Source organism: Streptomyces sp. NPDC006372, assembly GCF_040612515.1.
Taxonomy (GTDB): Bacteria; Actinomycetota; Actinomycetes; order Streptomycetales; family Streptomycetaceae; genus Streptomyces.
On record NZ_JBEXQJ010000001.1, the window covers coordinates 116,941 to 134,585 of the forward strand.

Below are 17,645 nucleotides of genomic sequence, written 5' to 3' on the forward strand. Positions count from 1 at the left end.
GGCCGTCCATCGCGTGTTCGAGACTGCAGGGAGTCCGATGACCACCGCCACCAGCCGCCACAGTGAGCGGCGGATCAGTCCCGTCTTCCTCGGGATCCTGGCCGTGACGGCGGTCACGGGATGGGCGACCTGGACCGGGTTCGCGGAACAGCCCGGGGTCGCCGTGTTCCTCTTCGTGACGGCGGCGTGGGTCGTCTCGCTGTGCCTGCACGAGTACGCGCACGCCCGCACCGCCCTGCACAGCGGGGACATCTCGGTCGGCGCGAAGGGCTACCTCACGCTCAACCCGCTGAAGTACACGCACGCGCTGCTCAGCATCGTGCTCCCGGTGATCTTCGTGATCATGGGCGGGATCGGGCTGCCCGGCGGTGCGGTGTTCATCGAGCGGGGCCGGATCCAGGGGCGCTGGCGGCACAGTCTGATCTCCGCGGCGGGTCCGCTGACCAACGTGCTGTTCGCGGTCGTGTGCACGGCGCCGTTCTGGCTGGACGCGCTGGACGGCGTGCCGACGGACTTCCGGTTCGCGCTGGCGTTCCTCGCCCTGCTCCAGGTGACGGCCGCGCTGCTGAACTTCCTGCCGGTGCCGGGCCTGGACGGCTACGGCGTGATCGAGCCCTGGCTGTCGTACAACATCCGGCGCCAGGTGGAGCCCTTCGCGCCGTTCGGCCTGCTGTTCGTGTTCGCGCTGCTGTGGCTGCCGGCGGTGAACGGCGTGTTCTTCGACGTGATCGACTCGATCCTGAAGTCCCTCGGGATCAGCGACTTCGAGACCTACTGCGGGCAGGAGCTGTACCGCTTCTGGCAGGGCTCGAACGAGTTCTGCTCGGCCGCTCCTTGAGGGGTCAGCCCGTGACGGACTTCCGCGCCTTGGCGCGCTTCACGTAGTACCAGGTCATGTTGGACGACAGACCGGCGAGCAGCACCCAGACGATCCCCAGCCAGCTGCCCTGCACAAAGGAGACCACGGCCGCGGACACGGACAGAACGCAGACGATCAGGGCATAAACGGCGAGGCGGGGCATTTCGGTCGACTCCTGTCGGGGGACACTGCTACGGCCACCAGTGTCCCCCATGCACCTCACCGGCTCACACGTCGGTGACGCGCAGCCCCGCGTGCGCCTTGTACCGGCGGTTCACGGAGATCAGGTTCGCCACCAGCGACTCCACCTGGTGGGCGTTGCGCAGCCGCCCGGCGAAGATTCCGCGCATGCCGGGGATGCGGCCGGCCAGCGCCTGGACGATCTCGACGTCGGCCCGTACCTCGCCGAGGACCATCACGTCGGTGTCGATCTCGTCGATCTCCGGGTCCTGGAGCAGCACGGCCGACAGGTGGTGGAAGGCGGCCGTCACCCGGGAGTCCGGCAGCAGGGCGGCGGCCTGCTCGGCGGCGCTGCCCTCCTCCGGCTTCAGCGCGTAGGCGCCCTTCTTGTCGAAGCCGAGCGGGTTGACGCAGTCCACGACGAGCTTGCCCGCCAGTTCCTCGCGCAGGGACTCCAGGGTCTTGCCGTGGCCGTCCCACGGTACGGCGACGATCACGATGTCGCTGCGGCGCGCGGTCTCGGCGTTGTCGGCGCCCTCGACGCCGTGTCCGAGTTCCTCGGCGGCGGCCCGGGCCCGCTCGGCCGCCCGCGAGCCGATGATCACCTTCTGGCCGGCCCGGGCGAGCCGGTAGGCGAGGCCCTTGCCCTGCGGCCCGGTCCCGCCGAGCACCCCGACGACGAGTCCGGAGACGTCGGGCAGGTCCCAGGGGTCCTTGGCGGGGGCCTTCTGGGCGTTGTCGGTGGCAGCACTGTCGGTAGAGGTCATGGCCCTGACTCTACGTCCGACGTGCTCACCGGCGGTTCCGCCGGCCGTTCGACGGGGGTACAGGTGACCGGTGCGCCTGCCCTGGCCGGGCGAACGCGTGCCGAAGTGCACGTCGGCCGCGACCGGTCGGTGCAGGATGCGGGGGCATGGATGCGGTACGGGTGGCGCTGTTGCGGGAAGTGCTCGCCGGGACTCAGTGGCTGGGGGCGACGCGGCGGTTCGCCGGGGCGCTGCGGGGGTCGGTGGTGTCGCACGGGGGCGGGTTGCTGCTCGTCGGCACACCGGAGTTCGAGCCGTGGCACCTGGCGGCGCACCTGGTCGACGAGGCCGCGTGGTCGGGCACGCCGGAGCTGGCCCCGACGTTGGTGCGGCATGACGCGCGCCCGTCGGATCCGGCGCACCTGGCGGTCGGTCTCGGGCGGCTGGAGGCGGCCCGGCGGGGTGAGACGCTGCTGGTGGTGTCCCCCGAGGAGCCTGCCTCACCCCTCCTCGAACGGGTTTCCGACGCCCGGCGGGCCGGAGCGACGGTGCTGTCCCTCGGCCCCGTGGAGGGCGAGCTGCCGGCGATGGCCCACGAGTGCCTGGCCGTCCCGGACGGCTCGGAGCTGGACTTGGACACGGTCCAGCACCTGGTCAGCGCGGCGGCCGGGGAGAACGCCCTGCCGACCCCTCGCGGCCGCCGCCGTTTCCGGGACCGGGTGTCGAGACTGGCGGAACATCTGACGGCCCCGCCGCCCGCACGCTGGTAGGGCCGGTTCGGCCGGAGGTGCGGCTGCGTGCCCGGCACGCAGCCGCTTGAATGTGCCTACTCGTCGTTCCGGCCGCCCGCGGGGGCGTCGTGCCACTTGGGGTCGTTCTCCCACTGGACGTTGCGGTCGCGGGCGGTCTCCATCGCGTGTTCGGCCTCGGTGCGGCTCGCGTACGGGCCGAAGCGGTCCTTGTTGGGGCATTCCGGCCCCTCTTCGACCTTCTTGTGCTCCAGGCAGTAGTACCACTCGCCCGGCTTGCCGACCGTCCGCTTCTTGAACAGGGCCATGACCAGCTCCTCTCGCCATCGACATGTTCCCCCATGGGCGCTGGTTAGACTCGCTGGCATGTCTGGCCAGTCGCTGCTCGTACCGGGGGAGCTGTCCCCCACCCGTTCCGTGCCCGGAAACATCCGTCGTCCCGAGTACGTCGGCAAGCCCGCGCCGACGCCGTACACCGGTCCGGAGGTGCAGACGCCCGAGACGATCGAGGCGATGCGCGTCGCCGGCCGGATCGCCGCCCGGGCGATGGCGGAGGCCGCGAAGCTGATCGCCCCCGGGGTGACCACGGACGAGTTGGACAAGGTGGCGCACGACTACATGTGCGACCACGGCGCCTACCCCTCGACGCTCGGCTACCGGGGCTTCCCGAAGTCGCTGTGCACGTCGGTCAACGAGGTCATCTGCCACGGCATCCCGGACTCGACGGTCCTGCGCGACGGCGACATCGTCAATCTCGACGTGACGGCGTACATCGGCGGTGTGCACGGCGACAACAACGCCACCTACCTCGTGGGTGAGGTCGACGAGGAGTCGCGGCTGCTGGTGGAGCGGACCCGGGAGTCCCTCGACCGGGCGATCAAGGCGGTCAAGCCGGGCCGGCAGATCAACATCATCGGGCGGGTCATCGAGTCGTACGCCAAGCGCTTCGGCTACGGCGTGGTGCGGGACTTCACGGGCCACGGCATCAACTCGTCGTTCCACTCGGGCCTGATCATCCCGCACTACGACAGCCCGCACGCCACGACCGTCATCCAGCCCGGCATGACGTTCACGATCGAGCCGATGCTGACGCTCGGGACGCACGAGTACGACATGTGGGACGACGGCTGGACGGTCGTGACGAAGGACCGCAAGCGCACGGCGCAGTTCGAGCACACCCTGGTCGTGACGGACACGGGCGCGGAGATCCTCACATTGCCGTAGCCCCCCGCTCACGCCCCCGACGGCCCGCTCTCTCCCGAGGGCGGGCTTTCGCATGCCCTCGGCGCGTCATCGGTGTAGCGTTTTTACCGACACGACGTCGGGAAAGCAGGTCTCATGGAATCCTTCTCGACCCTCATCCGCACCGCTTCCCGGGAGCAGCACGAGGAGGTCAGGGGCTCGACGTTCATCAGCGACCTGCTGGGACACAGGCTGGGGGTCGACGCGTTCGCGCGCTACACGGAGCAGTTGTGGTTCGTGTACGGGGCGCTGGAGTCCGGTACGGAGCGCCTGGCAGCGGACCCGGTGGCCGGCTCCTTCGTCCGCCCGGAGCTGTTCCGCATGGCCTCGCTGGAGCAGGACCTGGAGTATCTGCGTGGCCCGGACTGGCGGTCGGGCATCAGCGCGCTGCCCGCCACGCGGGAGTACGCGCGCCGGGTCACGGAGTGCGCCCGCTCCTGGCCGGTCGGCTATGTCGCACACCACTACACCCGCTACCTCGGCGACCTCTCCGGCGGGCAGATCATCCGCGACACGGCGGAGAAGACGTGGGGTTTCCCGAGGAAGGGCGACGGGGTGCGCTTCTACGTCTTCGAGGAGATCCCCAACCCGGCCGCCTTCAAGCGGAGTTACTTCGAGCTGCTGGACGCGCTGCCCGGGGACGAGCTGGAGCGGCAGCGGGTCGTGGCCGAGTGCAAGCGGGCGTACGCGCTGAACAACGCGGTGTTCGAGGCGCTGGGTGAGGAGTTCCCGCTGTCGGCCTGAGCGGCCCCGGGGCCCCGCGGCCGGTCAGCGTTCGAGGCGGACCCGGCCGCCGACCTCGGTCCATCCGCCCGGCTGCGGCGCCGTCAGGATCTGGGAGCCCGCACCCTGGGTGATGTTGAGGGCGCGGCCCAGCCGGTCGGTGAGCAGCAGGGCCGCCGCTCCGGTCGCCTCGTCCTCGTCGATCCCGTCGCCCCGTCCGGGGAAGGCCCGGGCTCGCACCCGTCCGGCGGACTCGTCCTCCCACGCCCAGGCGTACACCCACTCCCCCGGCGGCGGCACGGCCAGGGCATCGACCTCGGCGGCGCTGCCGTACTGCCGCAGGGTCCGCTCCGGCGCCCACTCCGCCCGGGCCTCGATCCAGCAGAACTCCCCGTCCTGCCGGGCCCCGACCACCCCGGCGGGCGTGAGAAGTTCGGGCACGTCGAGCAGCCACGCCGTGCCGACGCAGGGGTGCCCGGCGAAGGGCAGCCGCAGGGTCGGCGTGTAGATGTCGATCGCGCCCCGCTCGGGGTCGTCGACGAACACGGTCTCGCTGAACCCGGCCTTCGCGGCGAACGCCTGCCGCTCCCCCTGCGCGGGCAGCACCGAACCCTCGCGCACGACCCCGAGCTCGTTGCCGTATCCGCCGCTCGGCCCGCAGAAGACGCGGAGCACGTCGTAGTCAGTCACAGGGGCATTCAAACATCGGGCGGGCGGCCGGGGTGCCGCCCGCGCCCCGGCCCGGCCCGGCCCTCACCCGCCCCTGCGTGGCGCAACGGTGGCCGAAACACGTGCATGCGCGTCCTCCGGACGGCAAGGGCGCACGCCGGTGGCGTGGTTGTGGTGGTGGCGCACGATCCGGGACCCGCTGCGGCCTACGCGCTCCGGGCAGCGCTCCTGTGCGCCGGTCATGCCGTGGCCGACGACCCGCACGCCGCCCCTTCGACGTGATCTTTGACCCTCCCTTGACCCTTTCATGAGGTCATTTTTTAGCCACTTAGGTAATCCTTATGTAGCTTAGGTGAGCCTCACCTTCCCGTCTCTGGAGCCTGCATGCGACCCGCCAGACCCGTTTCCGTCGTGCTCACCGCCGCCGCGGCTCTGACCGCCCTCACCGGCTGCACCGAGAAGAGCGACGCCAAGGACGGCGACCACGTCGTCAACGTGACGGCGACCGACGACAAGTGCGAGGTGTCGAGGAAGGAGTTCCCGGCCGGGCATGTCGAGCTGGCCGTGGAGAACAAGGGTTCCAAGGTCACCGAGGTCTACGTCCTCTTCCCCGACGACCGCGTGGTCGCCGAGCGGGAGAACATAGGCCCCGGCACCAAGCAGCGGGTCACCGCGGAAGTGAAGGCCGGCGACTACCAGATCGCCTGCAAGCCCGGTATGAAGGGCGACGGCATCCGCCAGAGGGTCAAGGCCACCGGCGGCAAGGCCGTCCAGCGCGACCCGCGCCTGGACAAGGCCGTGGCGGCCTACCGCGCCTACGCCCAGGCGCAGGCCGACGAGACCCTGCCCAAGGCCGAGGCCTTCGCGCGGGCCGTCAAGGACGGCGACGTCGAGGCCGCGAAGAAGGCCTACGCCCCCTCCCGGATCGGCTGGGAGCGCACCGAGCCGGTCGCCGAGTCGTTCGGCGACATCGACCCGAAGGTGGACGTCCGCGAGGACGGCCTGGAGGACGGCCAGGACCCGGCCAAGGACTGGACCGGCTGGCACCGGCTGGAGAAGTCCCTCTGGCAGGACAAGAAGATCGGCGACCGCGAGAAGGAACTCGCCGACCGGTTGATCACCGACCTGAAGGACTGGCAGAAGCGGGTCGGCACGGCCGAGATCACCCCCACCTCCATGGCCAACGGCGCCAAGGAACTCCTCGACGAGGTCGCCACCGGCAAGGTCACCGGCGAGGAGGAGCGCTACTCGCACACCGACCTGGTCGACTTCAAGGCCAACGTCGAGGGCGCGCAGAAGTCGTACGCGCTGCTGAAGCCGGTCGCGCAGGAGAACGACAAGGCGCTCACCACCGAACTCGACAAGCAGTTCGCCGCCTTGGACGGACTCCTCGACAAGTACCGCCCGAACAAGACGTCGTACGACTTCACCTCGTACGACAAGGTCGGCAAGGCCGACCGCAAGGAGCTCTCGGACGCGGTCAACGCGCTGGCGGAGCCGCTGTCGAAGCTCGCCGCAGCCGTCGTGAAGTAAGGGGGACGCGACCATGACGGACAACGACACGCCCTCCCCCTCCCGGCGTTCGCTGCTCGGCTGGGGCGGCGCGGGACTGGCCCTCGGCGCCGCGGCGGCGGGTGGAGCGGTGGCGATGGCCCGCCCCGGCGAGGAGCCCACGCCGGACGCGGGAACCGCCGTGCCCTTCCACGGCCCGCACCAGGCGGGGATCGCGACACCGGTCCAGGACCGGCTGCACTTCGCCTCGTTCGACGTGACGACGGACGACCGGGCGGAGTTCGTCCAGCTGCTGAAGGACTGGACGCAGGCCGCCCGCCGGATGACGGCCGGGCACGCGGTGGGCGAGGGCGCCTACGGCGGTCTGCCCGAGGCACCCCCGGACGACACCGGCGAGGCGCTGGGCCTCAAACCCTCCCGGCTGACCCTCACGATCGGCTTCGGCCCGTCCCTGTTCGGCAAGTTCGGCCTCGCGGACCGGCGCCCCGACGCGCTGGTCGACCTGCCGAAGTTCGCCGGTGACGCCCTGGACAAGGCGCGCAGCGACGGTGACCTGTGCGTCCAGGCGTGCGCGGACGACCCGCAGGTCGCCGTGCACGCCATCCGCAACCTGGCCCGCATCGGCTTCGGCAAGGTCGTCATCCGCTGGTCCCAGCTGGGCTTCGGGAAGACGTCGTCGACGACGCCCGAGGCGCAGACGCCTCGCAATCTCATGGGCTTCAAGGACGGCACCCGCAACATCGCGGGCACGGAGACGGACCGGCTGAAGAAGTTCGTCTGGGCGTCGGAGAAGGACGGCCCGTCGTGGATGGCGGGCGGCTCCTACCTGGTCGCCCGCCGTATCCGCATGCACATCGAGACGTGGGACCGCACCTCGCTCCAGGAGCAGGAGGACATCTTCGGCCGCGACAAGGGCGAGGGCGCGCCGGTCGGCAAGGCGAAGGAGCGCGACGAGCCGTTCCTGAAGGCGATGAAGCCCGACGCGCACGTCCGGCTCGCGCACCCCGACGCCAACCACGGCGCGACGATCCTGCGCCGCGGCTACTCCTTCACCGACGGCACGGACGGCCTTGGCCGCCTGGACGCCGGCCTGTTCTTCCTGGCCTACCAGCGGGACGTCCGCGAGGGCTTCATCCCGATCCAGCGCAACCTGGCCACGGACGCGCTCAACGAGTACATCCAGCACGTGGGTTCGGCACTGTTCGCGATCCCGCCGGGCGTTCGCGACAAGGACGACTGGTGGGGCCGGACGCTGTTCTCCGGGGAGGCGTAGACCGCATGTTCTCCAACTATCTGATCGGCCTGCGTGAGGGCCTGGAGGCGAGCCTCGTCGTCTGCATCCTCATCGCGTACCTGGTCAAGACGGACCGCAGGGACGCCCTGAAGCCGATCTGGATCGGCATCGGCATCGCGGTGGCCCTCGCCCTCGGCTTCGGCTGCGCGCTGGAGTTCGGCTCCCAGGAGCTGACGTTCCAGGCCCAGGAGGCGCTCGGCGGGTCGCTGTCGATCCTCGCGGTCTGTCTGGTGACGTGGATGGTGTTCTGGATGCGGCGCACGGCCCGGCACCTCAAGTCGGAGCTGCACGGCAGGCTGGACGCGGCGCTGGCGATGGGCACCGGGGCGCTGGTCGCGACGGCGTTCCTGGCAGTCGGGCGGGAGGGCCTGGAGACGGCGCTGTTCGTGTGGGCGTCGGTCCACGCGGCGAGCGACGGCACCCCACGGCCTCTGGTCGGCGTCGCCCTGGGCCTGCTGACGGCGATCCTGCTGGGCTGGCTGTTCTACCGGGGCGCCCTGCGCATCAACCTGGCCAAGTTCTTCACCTGGACCGGCGGCATGCTCGTGGTCGTGGCCGCGGGCGTACTGGCCTACGGCTTCCACGACCTGCAGGAGGCCGACTTCCTGCCCGGCCTCACCGACAGGGCCTTCGACATCTCCGGCACGATCCCGCCGGACAGCTGGTACGGCACGCTCCTGAAGGGCGTCTTCAACTTCCAGCCCGACCCGACGGTCCTCCAGGTCACGGTGTGGCTGCTGTACCTGATCCCGACCCTCGCACTGTTCCTGGCGCCTTCGGGCACCGCACGACGCCAGGGCACGACGGCACCGGTGCGCGACAAGGTGTGACGGGTGCGCGCCCCCGCGGCGCGCGCCCCGGGCGACATGGCTCATATACGCAGCACCCATCGTTCGTTATAGTGAACGAATAGTTGGTTCATTTTCCTAGTGAGGGTGTCATGCAGGTCCCCGCCTACCAAGCGGACACGTACGAAGAGCAGGCCCGGACCCGGATCGCCGCCACAGGCGAGCACGACGGCACACCATGGGTGGCGGTCGAGCACTGTCTGTTCCACCCCCAGGGCGGGGGACAGCCCGCCGACCGTGGCTGGGTGGACGGCCACGAGATCACTCCCGTACGCGACCACGACTCCGGGATGGTCGTGGCCATGGCTTCGGGCGAGGCCGCACTGCCGGTCTTCTCCATGGGGCAGCCGGTCGAGGTCCGGATCGACCTTCCGACGCGCCTCGCGCACGCCGCCCTGCACACGGCAGGCCATCTGATCGAGGCGGCCGGACGGGCACAGGGCTGGGTACTGGCCGCCAACATCCACTTCCCCGGCCAGGCCCGGATCGAGTTCACCGCGCCGCGGCCCGACGCCCGCCTGGACACGGCGGAGGGCCGGGAGGAGGCCACAGAGGCCCTGCGGACGCAGGTCGCCGCGGCCATCGCCCAGGACCTGCCGGTGACCTGGGAGAACGACGCCGAGGGGCGCCGCATCGTACATCTGGCCGATCTGCACTCGGCGCCGTGCGGGGGAACCCATGTGCGCAGCCTCGGTGACCTCGCCGACGTCGTACTGCCCACGTTGAAGATCAAGAAGGGCCGGATCCGCGTCTCCTACAGCGCCTCCCACCGGGAGCGGTCATGACGCCGCCGGGGGAACGCCGGCCCGCCAGCAGCACCGCGATCGCGGTCGGAGCCCAGATCCGCCGGCGCCGTGAGCAGCGCGGCATGAGCAGTGCCGAGCTGGCCCGCCGGGCGGGCCTGAGCAAGGCCACGCTCTCGCAGCTGGAGGCCGGGCGGGGAAACCCGACCATCGAGACGCTCGACGCGCTCGCGATCGCCCTGCGCATCCCGCTGACCGACCTGCTCGCCCGCGACACCGACCCGGGACCGGTCTTCGTGCCCGGCACCGACCTGGCCGACGGCGAAGTGGGCCGCGAACTGCTGCGCCGCATCAGCAGCGGCAACAGCCTGGAGATCTGGCGCCTGCGCATGCCTCCCGGCACGCACCTGGACGGCGTGCCGCACGCCACCGGCACCATCGAGCACCTGCTCGTCTCCTCCGGCCGGCTCACCGCCGGGCCCACCGACACCCCCACGGACCTGCACCCCGGCGACCTGCTCGCCTTCGCCGGGGACACCCCGCACCTCTACCGCACCGGACCCGAGGCGGCCGACGTCACCGTCGTCATCGCCTCCCCCATCGTCAGCTGAAAGACACGCCCATGAGCGACACCGCCCCCGCCGCACCCCAGCCGATATTCACCAGCGACAACACCGCCGGCGCCTGCGAGGAGATCGTCCGGGCCGTCAGCGCCGCGGCCGCGGGACAGGACCTGCCCTACGGCGCCGACCGTTCCACGGACGGCGTTCGGGCCCGCTTCGCCGAGGTCTTCGAGTGCGACGTCGACGTCCTGCCCGTGTCCACCGGGTCCGCCGCCAACGCGCTGAGTCTGGCCGCTCTCACCCCGCCCTGGGGCAGCGTGCTGTGTCACCGCGACAGCCACATCAACACCGACGAGTGCGGCGCCCCGGAGTTCTTCACCGGCGGAGCCAAGCTCGTCGGTCTGCCCGGCGACGACGCCAAGATCGACGCGGATCAGCTGCGCGCGGCCGCCGGCCGCAAGGCCGGGGACGTGCACAGCGTGCAGCCGTCGGTGGTCAGCATCACTCAGGCGACCGAGACCGGCGCCCTCTACACCCTCGACGAGATCCGGAGTCTGGGCCTTGTCGCCCAAGACGCGGGCCTGCGCGTCCACATGGACGGGGCCCGCTTCGCCAACGCGGTCGCCGCGCTCGGCTGCACGCCCGCCGAGCTGACCTGGCGGGCCGGCGTCGACGTCCTGTCCTTCGGGGCGACCAAGAACGGCACCATGACCGCCGACGCCGTCGTCGTCTTCGACCGCACGCTCACCCCGGAACTGTCCTTCCGGGCCAAGCGCTCAGGCCAGCTCACCTCCAAGATGCGCTTCCAGTCCGCCCAGCTCGACGCCTACCTCACCGACGGCCTGTGGCTGCGCAACGCCGCCCACGCCAACGCGATGGCCGCCCGGCTGGGTGACGGGCTCAAGGCCCTGCCCGGCGCCGAGCTGCTGCACGCCGTCGAGGCCAACATCCTCTTCTGCCGCCTCCCCCAGCCGGTCGTCGACCGGCTCCTGGCCGAGGGGTTCGCCTTCTACCACGATCGCTGGGGGCCGGGCGTCTGCCGCTTCGTCACCTCCTTCTCCACCACCGAGCACGACGTCGACGCTTTCCTCACAGCGGTACGCCGCCTCACCACCTGACCCCGACCCGGGCCGCACCCTCACCAACTACCCACCCCCGCCCGGCCGCCGGAGGCACCCGGTAGGGTTCGCCTCCGGAAAGGGGAAGGTGAAGGAAGCCGATGAGCTGGGATCGCGACCCTCGAACGCTCCGCAGGCCCGCCCGGAGTGCACTCATAGCCGCCTCGATGACCGCTATGTCATTGACGGCCAGTGGCTGCGTCGTCGTGCACGGCGAACGGGAGATCCTCCCGTCCACCACCCGCGCCGAAGCCGCCAAGGCCCTCCAGGAGTTCACGACCGCGTACAACGAGGCCGACAAGGCCTACGACGGTTCCCTGGACGCCGACCACACCACCGGCGCCCTCGCCGACATCGACTCGGCACGCCTGAAGGCCGGGAAGGCCAACAACCCGGACGGCAACCCGAACCACACGCCCCTGAAGCTGACGGACCCGAAGTTCACGATCCCCAAGAAGGCCGGCTGGCCCCGCTGGTTCCTCGTGGACGCGGCCGGCAACAAGGGCGGCACCGCCCGCTGGCTGCTCGTGTTCACCCGCAGCAGCCTGGACGACCCCTTCCAGGTCGCGTACCTGACCCTCGTCGCCCCCGGCAAGGTCCCGGAGTTCAAGAAGGACGCGGACGGCTGGGCCGAGTCGGTCCCCGCGAACGAGACCGCCCTCGCCGCCGGCCCCAAGACGCTGAGCCAGGACTACGCGACGTACCTGAAGAGCGGTGGGGACACCTTCGCGGACGGCTCCCACACCAGCCAGTGGCGTGCCCTGCGCGCGAAGAACGCCAAGAAGCCGGGCATGGCCACCCAGTACATCGACGAGCCGCTGACGAACGGCGACTACGCACCGCTGGCGCTGCGCACGACGGACGGCGGAGCCCTGGTGTTCTTCACCACGCGGCACTACGAGAAGCAGACCGCCTACGCCGGCACGTCGGTCCCCGCCCCCAACAAGGACGTGCTCGCGCTCACGACCGGCGAGATCAAGCAGTCCCTCACGATGGAGTTCGTCTCCAACGAGGTGGCACTGGACCCGCCGAAGGGCGGCGGCGGGCAGGTGACGATCCTGGGCCGGATCCAGGGAATGACGTCGGCGGAAGGCTCGTAGCGGCCGGGGCAGGCCGCCCGGCTCAGTGCCGCAGGGGCCAGGCCGTGCCCGTGTGGTCGGGTTCCTCGCCGGCGTACCGGGCGCAGGCCTCCGTCAGGGTCTCCAGCAGGCTCAGCGGATCCGGCAGCGGATGCTCCGGCCCCCGTACCCAGTGCACCGTCTGGTCCTCACCGGGCAGCCGGGCCGGGGGCACCAGGACGTAGGAGCCGCGGCAGTGCCACCGCAGCCCCGGGTGCTCGTCCATCGTCTCGGGGTGGCAGTCCAGTTCGCACGGCCACCACTCGTCCTCGTCCTCGGGCGTACCGCGGGTGAGGGTGAAGAAAAGCATGCGGCCGTCGTCGCTCTCGGCGACCGGCCCGACCTCGACACCGTCGGCGAGCAGCCGCTCCAAAGCACCGCGACCGGCATTCAGGGGCACGTCGAGGACGTCGTGCACCATGCCGGTCGCGGTGATGAAGTTGGCCTGCGGCTGATGGCGGGCCCAGCGCTCGATCTGGGCGCGGTCGGTGGTGGACTGCGTCTGCCAGGCGAAGGACACCGGATGCCGGGCGGGGGTGGGACAGCCGACCCGGTCGCAGGAGCAGCGGTAACCGGCCGGGTGCGCGGCGGGCGCGAGGGGCAGTCCCGCGCCGGCGGCGGAGAGCAGCAGGGCCTCACGGTCGCCGTCCCCGGCGGTCTCCTTCGGCCGGCGTCCGGCGCGCAGCCACTGGGTGAGTTTGCCCTGCAGGCCGGTCCGGCCGCCGAACTCCGCGCTCATCTATCCCCTCGCCTCGCCGTCGTGCCGAACAGCATGCCCTATGGTCGCATCTTCCCGCGCACCGGGGGGCCAGTGCCCACATCCGGGGCAGGAAGGACGAGACATGTGCCAGCGGGGCGAGGCATATGCCGCCGGGGCGAGGTGTGCTCTGTACCCGGATGGGGTGTCATTGCCTGCTTTGATATGACATGGCGTCCTACCGTTGTCGGCATGCTCACAAGGATCGCGCTGACGGGGCTGGCCTCCGCGGCTTCCCTGGTCTCGCTGACCTTCACCGGACCGGCCAGTGGCGCGCTGGCGCCGCTGGAGTGGGGCGCCGGCCCGCTGACGGTGGCGGCGCTCCCCCGGATCACGTACGTCGCCCACCGCGGCGGCGCCCGCGAGGTCCCTGAGAACAGCATGTCGGGGCTGATGGCCGCCTACGAGCGCGGTACGGCTCAGGTACTGGACTTCGACACCCGGCTGCTGCGTGACGGCACGCCCGTGGTGTTCCACGACGAGACCCTGAACCGCACCACCTACCTCGGCGGCGAGGTGCGCCGCCTGGACGCCCGGGAGTGGCAGGGCGTGCGGCTGCGCCCGAAGGACGCGCTGCCCGGCAGCTGGCGGTCGGAACGGCCGCCGACGGTCGCCGAGGTGCTGGATCGATTCGGCGGCCGGATCGTGCTGATGCTGGAGGCGAAGGACCCGCGCAGCCTGGACCGGCTGGCCGGGCTGATCCGGGCCCGGGGCCTGACCCGCTCCGTCTTCGTGAACTCCAACGACCCCGAGGTGGCCCGGCGGGTCCACCGGATGGGCCTGCTCTCGCAGTTGTGGCGCTCGGCGGAGCAGCTGCGCACGGACCGCCCGGAGCGCTGGCGGTCGTACGTGGACCTGCTGGACGTGGACCACCGGGCGCGCGACGCGGACATGGTGCGGGCGGTGCGGTCGGGGATCCGGCGGGTGTGGGCGCACACCGTGGTGACGGACGCCCAGCGCGACCGGGTGCTGGCGCTGGGCTGCGACGGGGTCATCACGGACGCGCCGGGGCGGCTGGCGCGGGCCGCCCAGCGGGGTGCTCAGCAGGGCGCTCAGCGGGGCGCGAGGCCCTGAAGGGCGTAGTCGACGAGGGTGTCGGTGTACTCGTAGGAGATCGGGCCCGTGTGCTGGAGCCAGCGCTGGGCGAGGGGGGAGATGAAGAACTCCAGGGCGATACGGGGGTCGATCTCGGGCCGCACCTGGCCGGCGTCCTGCGCGGCGCGCAGCCTGCCGATGTAGAGGTCGAGCGAGGGCTGCATCAGCTTGGCCACGAGCTCCCGCCCCAGCTGCTCGTTGACGACGCCCTCGGCGGCCAGCGCGCGGGACGGCGCCTCGAAGCGCGGGTCGCGCAGCTGGTCGACGGTGGCGCGCAGCACGCCCTTGACGTCGGCGGCGACGTCTCCGGTGTCGGGGAAGGCGTACGGCACCGGCCCCGCTTCCTCCATGGACTGTTCGCCCAGGTCGAGGAAGGCCTCCATCAGCACGTCCGCTTTCGACGACCACCAGCGGTAGATCGTCTGCTTCCCGACGCCGGCGCGGGCGGCGATGCCCTCGACGGTGGTCTTCGGGTAGCCGACCTCCACGACGAGGGCGAGGGCGGCGTCGTAGATGGCGCGGCGGGACTTCTCACTGCGCCGGGCGGAGTCGGGGGCGGGCTTGCCGGACCGGGCGGGCTTCTGGACTGCCATGGCTCGAACTTATCAGGTTGACAAGACGGCGCGTCTCGCCGACAGTGGAGTCGTCCACGAGACGAACCGTATCGTCGCGAATGCATCCAGGAAAAGGAGCCCGAGATGACCCGAGGCGGAGCCGGAAACATGCTGGGCGTCGGCGGATCGCGCCGGAACCTCGGCCGTGAGGAACTGCGCGGCGGCGGCCGCGGCGGCCGGATCGGCGGCGGACTCGATCCGCAGGCCCAGAAGCGCGAGCTGCTGCGCAAGCTCCAGGAGGAACGACAGCAACAGCAGGAGCGTCAGGAGGGCCGTACGACCGACCGGTCCTCATGAGCCTCCCCCGCACGGGGGAGACCGTCCCCTCGTGCGCGGGATCCTCCCGGGACGTCCGGCGGATGTACTGAAGCGGTCGCGACCTTGCGGCCAGGACAGACGCCCCACGGACATCCCGGGAGGACTCATCATGCGCGTGTGGACGAGACGACGGCTGCTCACCTCGGCGGCGACGGCCGCCTCGGCGGCGGGTCTCGCCGCGACGACGGCCCTGCCCGCGCGGGCGGCGGCCGGTGACGCCCCGTCCGAGACAACCGACATCGCGGACACCTTGCGAGCCCTGCCCGGACTGCGGCTGATCGAGGAGCGGCAGGATGCCGAACCGGGGTACCGGCACTTCGTGCTGGGCCTGCGCCAGCCGGTCGACCACACCGACCCCGCGGCCGGCACCTTCGAGCAGCGCCTCACCCTGCTCCACACCGCCACCGACCGCCCCACGGTGCTGCTCTCGACGGGCTACCACGCGGTCCTCACCCCACGGCGGACGGAACCGGCGGTCCTGCTCGGCGCCAACCAACTCCAGGTGGAGCACCGCTACTTCGGAGAATCACGCCCCGCGGAGACCGGCTACGCCCATCTCACGATCCGCCAGGCCGCCGACGACCACCACCGCGTCGTCCGCCTCTTCCGCAGGCTCTACCGCGGCGCGTGGATCTCCACGGGCAGCAGCAAGGGCGGCATGGTGAGCGTCTACCACCGCCGCTTCCACCCCCACGACGTGGACGGCACGGTGGCCTACTCGGCCCCCAACAACGTCGACGACCGCGAGAACTCCGCCTACCTCCGTTCCCTGGAGTCGGTCGGCACCGCCGCGGACCGCGAGGCGGTCAAGGCCGCCCAGAGGCAGATGCTGCTGAAGCGGTCCGAGATGGTCGCCCGCTACGAGGCCTGGGCGGCGGCGAACAACGACACCTTCCGCATCATCGGCAGCGCCGACCAGGCGTTCGAGATCGCCGTGCTGCGGGTGCTGTTCATGTTCTGGCAGCGGGCCGACGCGTCCGACACCGCCGCGATCCCCGGCCCGCAGGCCACGACCGACGAGCTGTACACGTGGCTGGACAACTGGGCGGGGCTGTCCCTGTACGCCGACACCGCGGCCCGCCGCTACGTCCCGTACTGGTACCAGATCGGCACCCAGCTGGGGTACGGCGACGTCCCCACCGGCCATCTGAAGGACCTGCTGCGCCACTCCGGCGGCATCGAGGCGCGCAACTTCGTCCCCCGGGACATTCCCATGGTCTTCGACCGGGACGCCATGCCGGACATCGACCGCTGGGTCCGCCGGCACGGCAGCCGGCTGCTGTTCGTCAACGGGAGTCAGGACCCGTCCGTGGCCGAGTACTTCCACCCCGGCGGCCGCGACTCACGGATCCTGTGGGTGCCGGGCGGCAATCACAGCGTCGACATCGCGAACCTGTCCCCCGCCGACCGGGCGTCCGCGGAGGCCGCGTTGCACCGCTGGGCCGGTCAGGAGGTGCCTGACCCGAGCTCCTGATCAGGGGGCCGGGGGCCAGGCGTCGCCCCAGTCCGCGTCCCGTGCCGCCTTGTAGAGGTCGCCGTGGCGTTTGGTGACGGTGCTGCGGCGCAGGGACGGCTCCGTCTCGCACAGGTCGAGCAGGACCTGGCCCTTGCGGATCTGCGGGCGCCGGACGACGCGGGAGGGCGCCGGGGCGACGGGGAGACGGGTGGCGGCGACGTAGCTGAACTTCTCGTCCTCGTACGGAAGGGAGCCGCCCTTGACCTGGCGGTGCAGGGAGGAACGGCTGACCCGGGCGGAGAAGTGGCACCAGTCCGTGCCGTGCTCGATGGGGCAGGCGGCGCTGTGCGGGCAGGGGGCGGCGACGTGGAAGCCGGCGCTGATCAGCCGGTCGCGGGCCTCGATCACGCGCGCGTAGCCGTCCGGGGTGCCGGGTTCGACGATCACCACGGCCTGAGCCGCGTCCGCGGCGGCGTCCACGAGGGCGGTGCGGTCGGGGGCGGTCAGCTCGTTGAGGACGTAGGAGACGGTGACGAGATCGGTGCTCTCGAGGGTGAGCGCCGCTCCGATCCGGGAGCGCTGCCACCGTACGTCCCGCAGGGCCGGTTCGGCCGCGGCGATCTCCCGCCCGAGGGCGAGCGCGGGCTCGGCCCAGTCGAGCACGGTGACGGGCCGCTCCCCCTCCCAGGTGGCGCTCACGGCCCAGGCGGCCGCCCCCGTGCCGCCGCCGACGTCCAGATGCCCGCCGGGCACCCACCCCGGCACGGCCGCCGCGAACGCCGCGAGCGCCGACCGGACCGCCTCGAAGGTCGCGGGCATCCGGTAGGCGGCGTAGGCGGCGACATCGGCCCGGTCGCGGAGGATGGGCGCGTCGGTCGGGGTGGCCCCGCGGTAGTTGGCGATCAGCCGCTCGACGGCCTGCGAGGCCTGCCGGGGCGGGAGCCCGTCGAGCAGGCCGGCGAGGGCGGCGCGGAGGGTTTCGGCCGGGTGTGCGGGGGCGTTCACCCGGCGATTCTACGAGGGGTTCCGGGGCGGCGAGAG

21 protein-coding genes are annotated in these 17,645 nt (G+C 71.5%); 14 read left to right on the plus strand and 7 right to left on the minus strand.

All coding sequences use genetic code 11. The annotated features are described in order from the left end of the window. The first annotated feature begins 37 nt into the window (after positions 1-37). The gene (locus tag ABZ016_RS00515) at positions 38-838 is read left to right on the plus strand and encodes a site-2 protease family protein (RefSeq protein ID WP_356914312.1); all 801 of its coding nucleotides are present in this window, start codon (positions 38-40) and stop codon (positions 836-838) included. A 4-nt stretch (positions 839-842) separates the two neighbouring features. Here the strand turns inward: ABZ016_RS00515 and ABZ016_RS00520 are convergent, their stop codons facing one another. Both ABZ016_RS00520 and npdG read right to left on the minus strand, forming a co-directional pair. After that, positions 843-1,073: a hypothetical protein gene (locus ABZ016_RS00520; RefSeq protein WP_356914313.1), complete on the minus strand. Its 231-nt coding sequence runs from the start codon at positions 1,071-1,073 to the stop codon at positions 843-845. A gap of 13 nt (positions 1,074-1,086) precedes the next feature. Continuing rightward, on the minus strand, positions 1,087-1,806 hold the full coding sequence (npdG, locus tag ABZ016_RS00525; RefSeq protein ID WP_010036956.1) for an NADPH-dependent F420 reductase: 720 nt from the start codon (positions 1,804-1,806) through the stop codon (positions 1,087-1,089). A gap of 146 nt (positions 1,807-1,952) precedes the next feature. Between npdG and ABZ016_RS00530 the strand changes: the two genes are divergently transcribed. Then, positions 1,953-2,555 carry a hypothetical protein gene (locus tag ABZ016_RS00530; RefSeq protein WP_356914314.1) on the plus strand — a complete coding sequence of 201 codons (603 nt, stop codon included), beginning with the start codon at positions 1,953-1,955 and terminating at the stop codon, positions 2,553-2,555. Positions 2,556-2,611: 56 nt separating this feature from the next. Here the strand turns inward: ABZ016_RS00530 and ABZ016_RS00535 are convergent, their stop codons facing one another. After that, complete coding sequence (locus ABZ016_RS00535; protein ID WP_356914315.1) at positions 2,612-2,842, minus strand: hypothetical protein; 231 nt, start codon at positions 2,840-2,842, stop codon at positions 2,612-2,614. Between the two features lie 58 nt (positions 2,843-2,900). Between ABZ016_RS00535 and map the strand changes: the two genes are divergently transcribed. Further along, positions 2,901-3,758, plus strand: coding sequence for a type I methionyl aminopeptidase (gene map, locus ABZ016_RS00540; protein WP_356914316.1), 858 nt, complete (start codon positions 2,901-2,903; stop codon positions 3,756-3,758). A gap of 114 nt (positions 3,759-3,872) precedes the next feature. Beyond that, positions 3,873-4,520, plus strand: a complete 648-nt coding sequence (locus tag ABZ016_RS00545) for a biliverdin-producing heme oxygenase (protein WP_356914317.1) — start codon at positions 3,873-3,875, stop codon at positions 4,518-4,520. Positions 4,521-4,544: 24 nt separating this feature from the next. Here the strand turns inward: ABZ016_RS00545 and ABZ016_RS00550 are convergent, their stop codons facing one another. Beyond that, complete coding sequence (locus ABZ016_RS00550) at positions 4,545-5,189, minus strand: PhzF family phenazine biosynthesis protein (RefSeq protein ID WP_356914318.1); 645 nt, start codon at positions 5,187-5,189, stop codon at positions 4,545-4,547. A gap of 363 nt (positions 5,190-5,552) precedes the next feature. On the opposite strand from ABZ016_RS00550, the gene efeO reads away from it, so the two are divergent. From efeO to ABZ016_RS00585, 7 genes are all read left to right on the plus strand, one after another. Next, positions 5,553-6,701, plus strand: a complete 1,149-nt coding sequence (gene efeO / locus ABZ016_RS00555) for an iron uptake system protein EfeO (protein ID WP_356914319.1) — start codon at positions 5,553-5,555, stop codon at positions 6,699-6,701. 13 nt (positions 6,702-6,714) lie between these two features. After that, positions 6,715-7,953 (plus strand): iron uptake transporter deferrochelatase/peroxidase subunit, encoded by a 1,239-nt coding sequence (gene efeB / locus ABZ016_RS00560; RefSeq protein WP_356914320.1) that lies wholly within the window; start codon positions 6,715-6,717, stop codon positions 7,951-7,953. Between the two features lie 5 nt (positions 7,954-7,958). After that, entirely contained in the window at positions 7,959-8,804 is an 846-nt protein-coding gene (efeU, locus tag ABZ016_RS00565; protein ID WP_356914321.1) for an iron uptake transporter permease EfeU, read from the plus strand. 110 nt (positions 8,805-8,914) lie between these two features. Beyond that, the gene (locus ABZ016_RS00570) at positions 8,915-9,607 is read left to right on the plus strand and encodes a metal-dependent hydrolase (protein WP_356914322.1); all 693 of its coding nucleotides are present in this window, start codon (positions 8,915-8,917) and stop codon (positions 9,605-9,607) included. Beyond that, positions 9,604-10,176 carry an XRE family transcriptional regulator gene (locus tag ABZ016_RS00575; protein WP_356914323.1) on the plus strand — a complete coding sequence of 191 codons (573 nt, stop codon included), beginning with the start codon at positions 9,604-9,606 and terminating at the stop codon, positions 10,174-10,176. Before ABZ016_RS00570 ends, ABZ016_RS00575 begins: the two co-directional genes overlap by 4 nt. Before the next feature lie 11 nt (positions 10,177-10,187). After that, complete coding sequence (locus ABZ016_RS00580) at positions 10,188-11,246, plus strand: low specificity L-threonine aldolase (RefSeq protein ID WP_356914324.1); 1,059 nt, start codon at positions 10,188-10,190, stop codon at positions 11,244-11,246. A gap of 101 nt (positions 11,247-11,347) precedes the next feature. Continuing rightward, positions 11,348-12,346, plus strand: coding sequence for a hypothetical protein (locus ABZ016_RS00585; protein ID WP_356914325.1), 999 nt, complete (start codon positions 11,348-11,350; stop codon positions 12,344-12,346). 22 nt (positions 12,347-12,368) lie between these two features. On the opposite strand, the gene ABZ016_RS00590 is transcribed toward ABZ016_RS00585, so the two are convergent. Beyond that, positions 12,369-13,103, minus strand: coding sequence for a bifunctional DNA primase/polymerase (locus ABZ016_RS00590; RefSeq protein WP_356914326.1), 735 nt, complete (start codon positions 13,101-13,103; stop codon positions 12,369-12,371). Positions 13,104-13,313: 210 nt separating this feature from the next. On the opposite strand from ABZ016_RS00590, the gene ABZ016_RS00595 reads away from it, so the two are divergent. Beyond that, entirely contained in the window at positions 13,314-14,195 is an 882-nt protein-coding gene (locus tag ABZ016_RS00595) for a glycerophosphodiester phosphodiesterase (protein WP_356914327.1), read from the plus strand. Here ABZ016_RS00595 and ABZ016_RS00600 read toward each other — a convergent pair. After that, a complete protein-coding gene (locus tag ABZ016_RS00600) occupies positions 14,174-14,809 on the minus strand; it encodes a TetR/AcrR family transcriptional regulator (protein ID WP_356914328.1) in 636 nt (211 codons plus the stop codon). The two genes, ABZ016_RS00595 and ABZ016_RS00600, sit on opposite strands and share 22 nt — an antisense overlap. Positions 14,810-14,914: 105 nt before the next feature. Between ABZ016_RS00600 and ABZ016_RS00605 the strand changes: the two genes are divergently transcribed. Both ABZ016_RS00605 and ABZ016_RS00610 read left to right on the plus strand, forming a co-directional pair. Next, positions 14,915-15,127, plus strand: a complete 213-nt coding sequence (locus ABZ016_RS00605; RefSeq protein ID WP_356914329.1) for a DUF6243 family protein — start codon at positions 14,915-14,917, stop codon at positions 15,125-15,127. A 130-nt stretch (positions 15,128-15,257) separates the two neighbouring features. Next, positions 15,258-16,622, plus strand: coding sequence for a S28 family serine protease (locus ABZ016_RS00610; RefSeq protein ID WP_356914330.1), 1,365 nt, complete (start codon positions 15,258-15,260; stop codon positions 16,620-16,622). Here ABZ016_RS00610 and ABZ016_RS00615 read toward each other — a convergent pair whose 3' ends face one another. Next, the gene (locus ABZ016_RS00615; protein WP_356914331.1) at positions 16,623-17,609 is read right to left on the minus strand and encodes a small ribosomal subunit Rsm22 family protein; all 987 of its coding nucleotides are present in this window, start codon (positions 17,607-17,609) and stop codon (positions 16,623-16,625) included. It lies immediately after the preceding gene. Positions 17,610-17,645 lie beyond the last annotated feature (36 nt).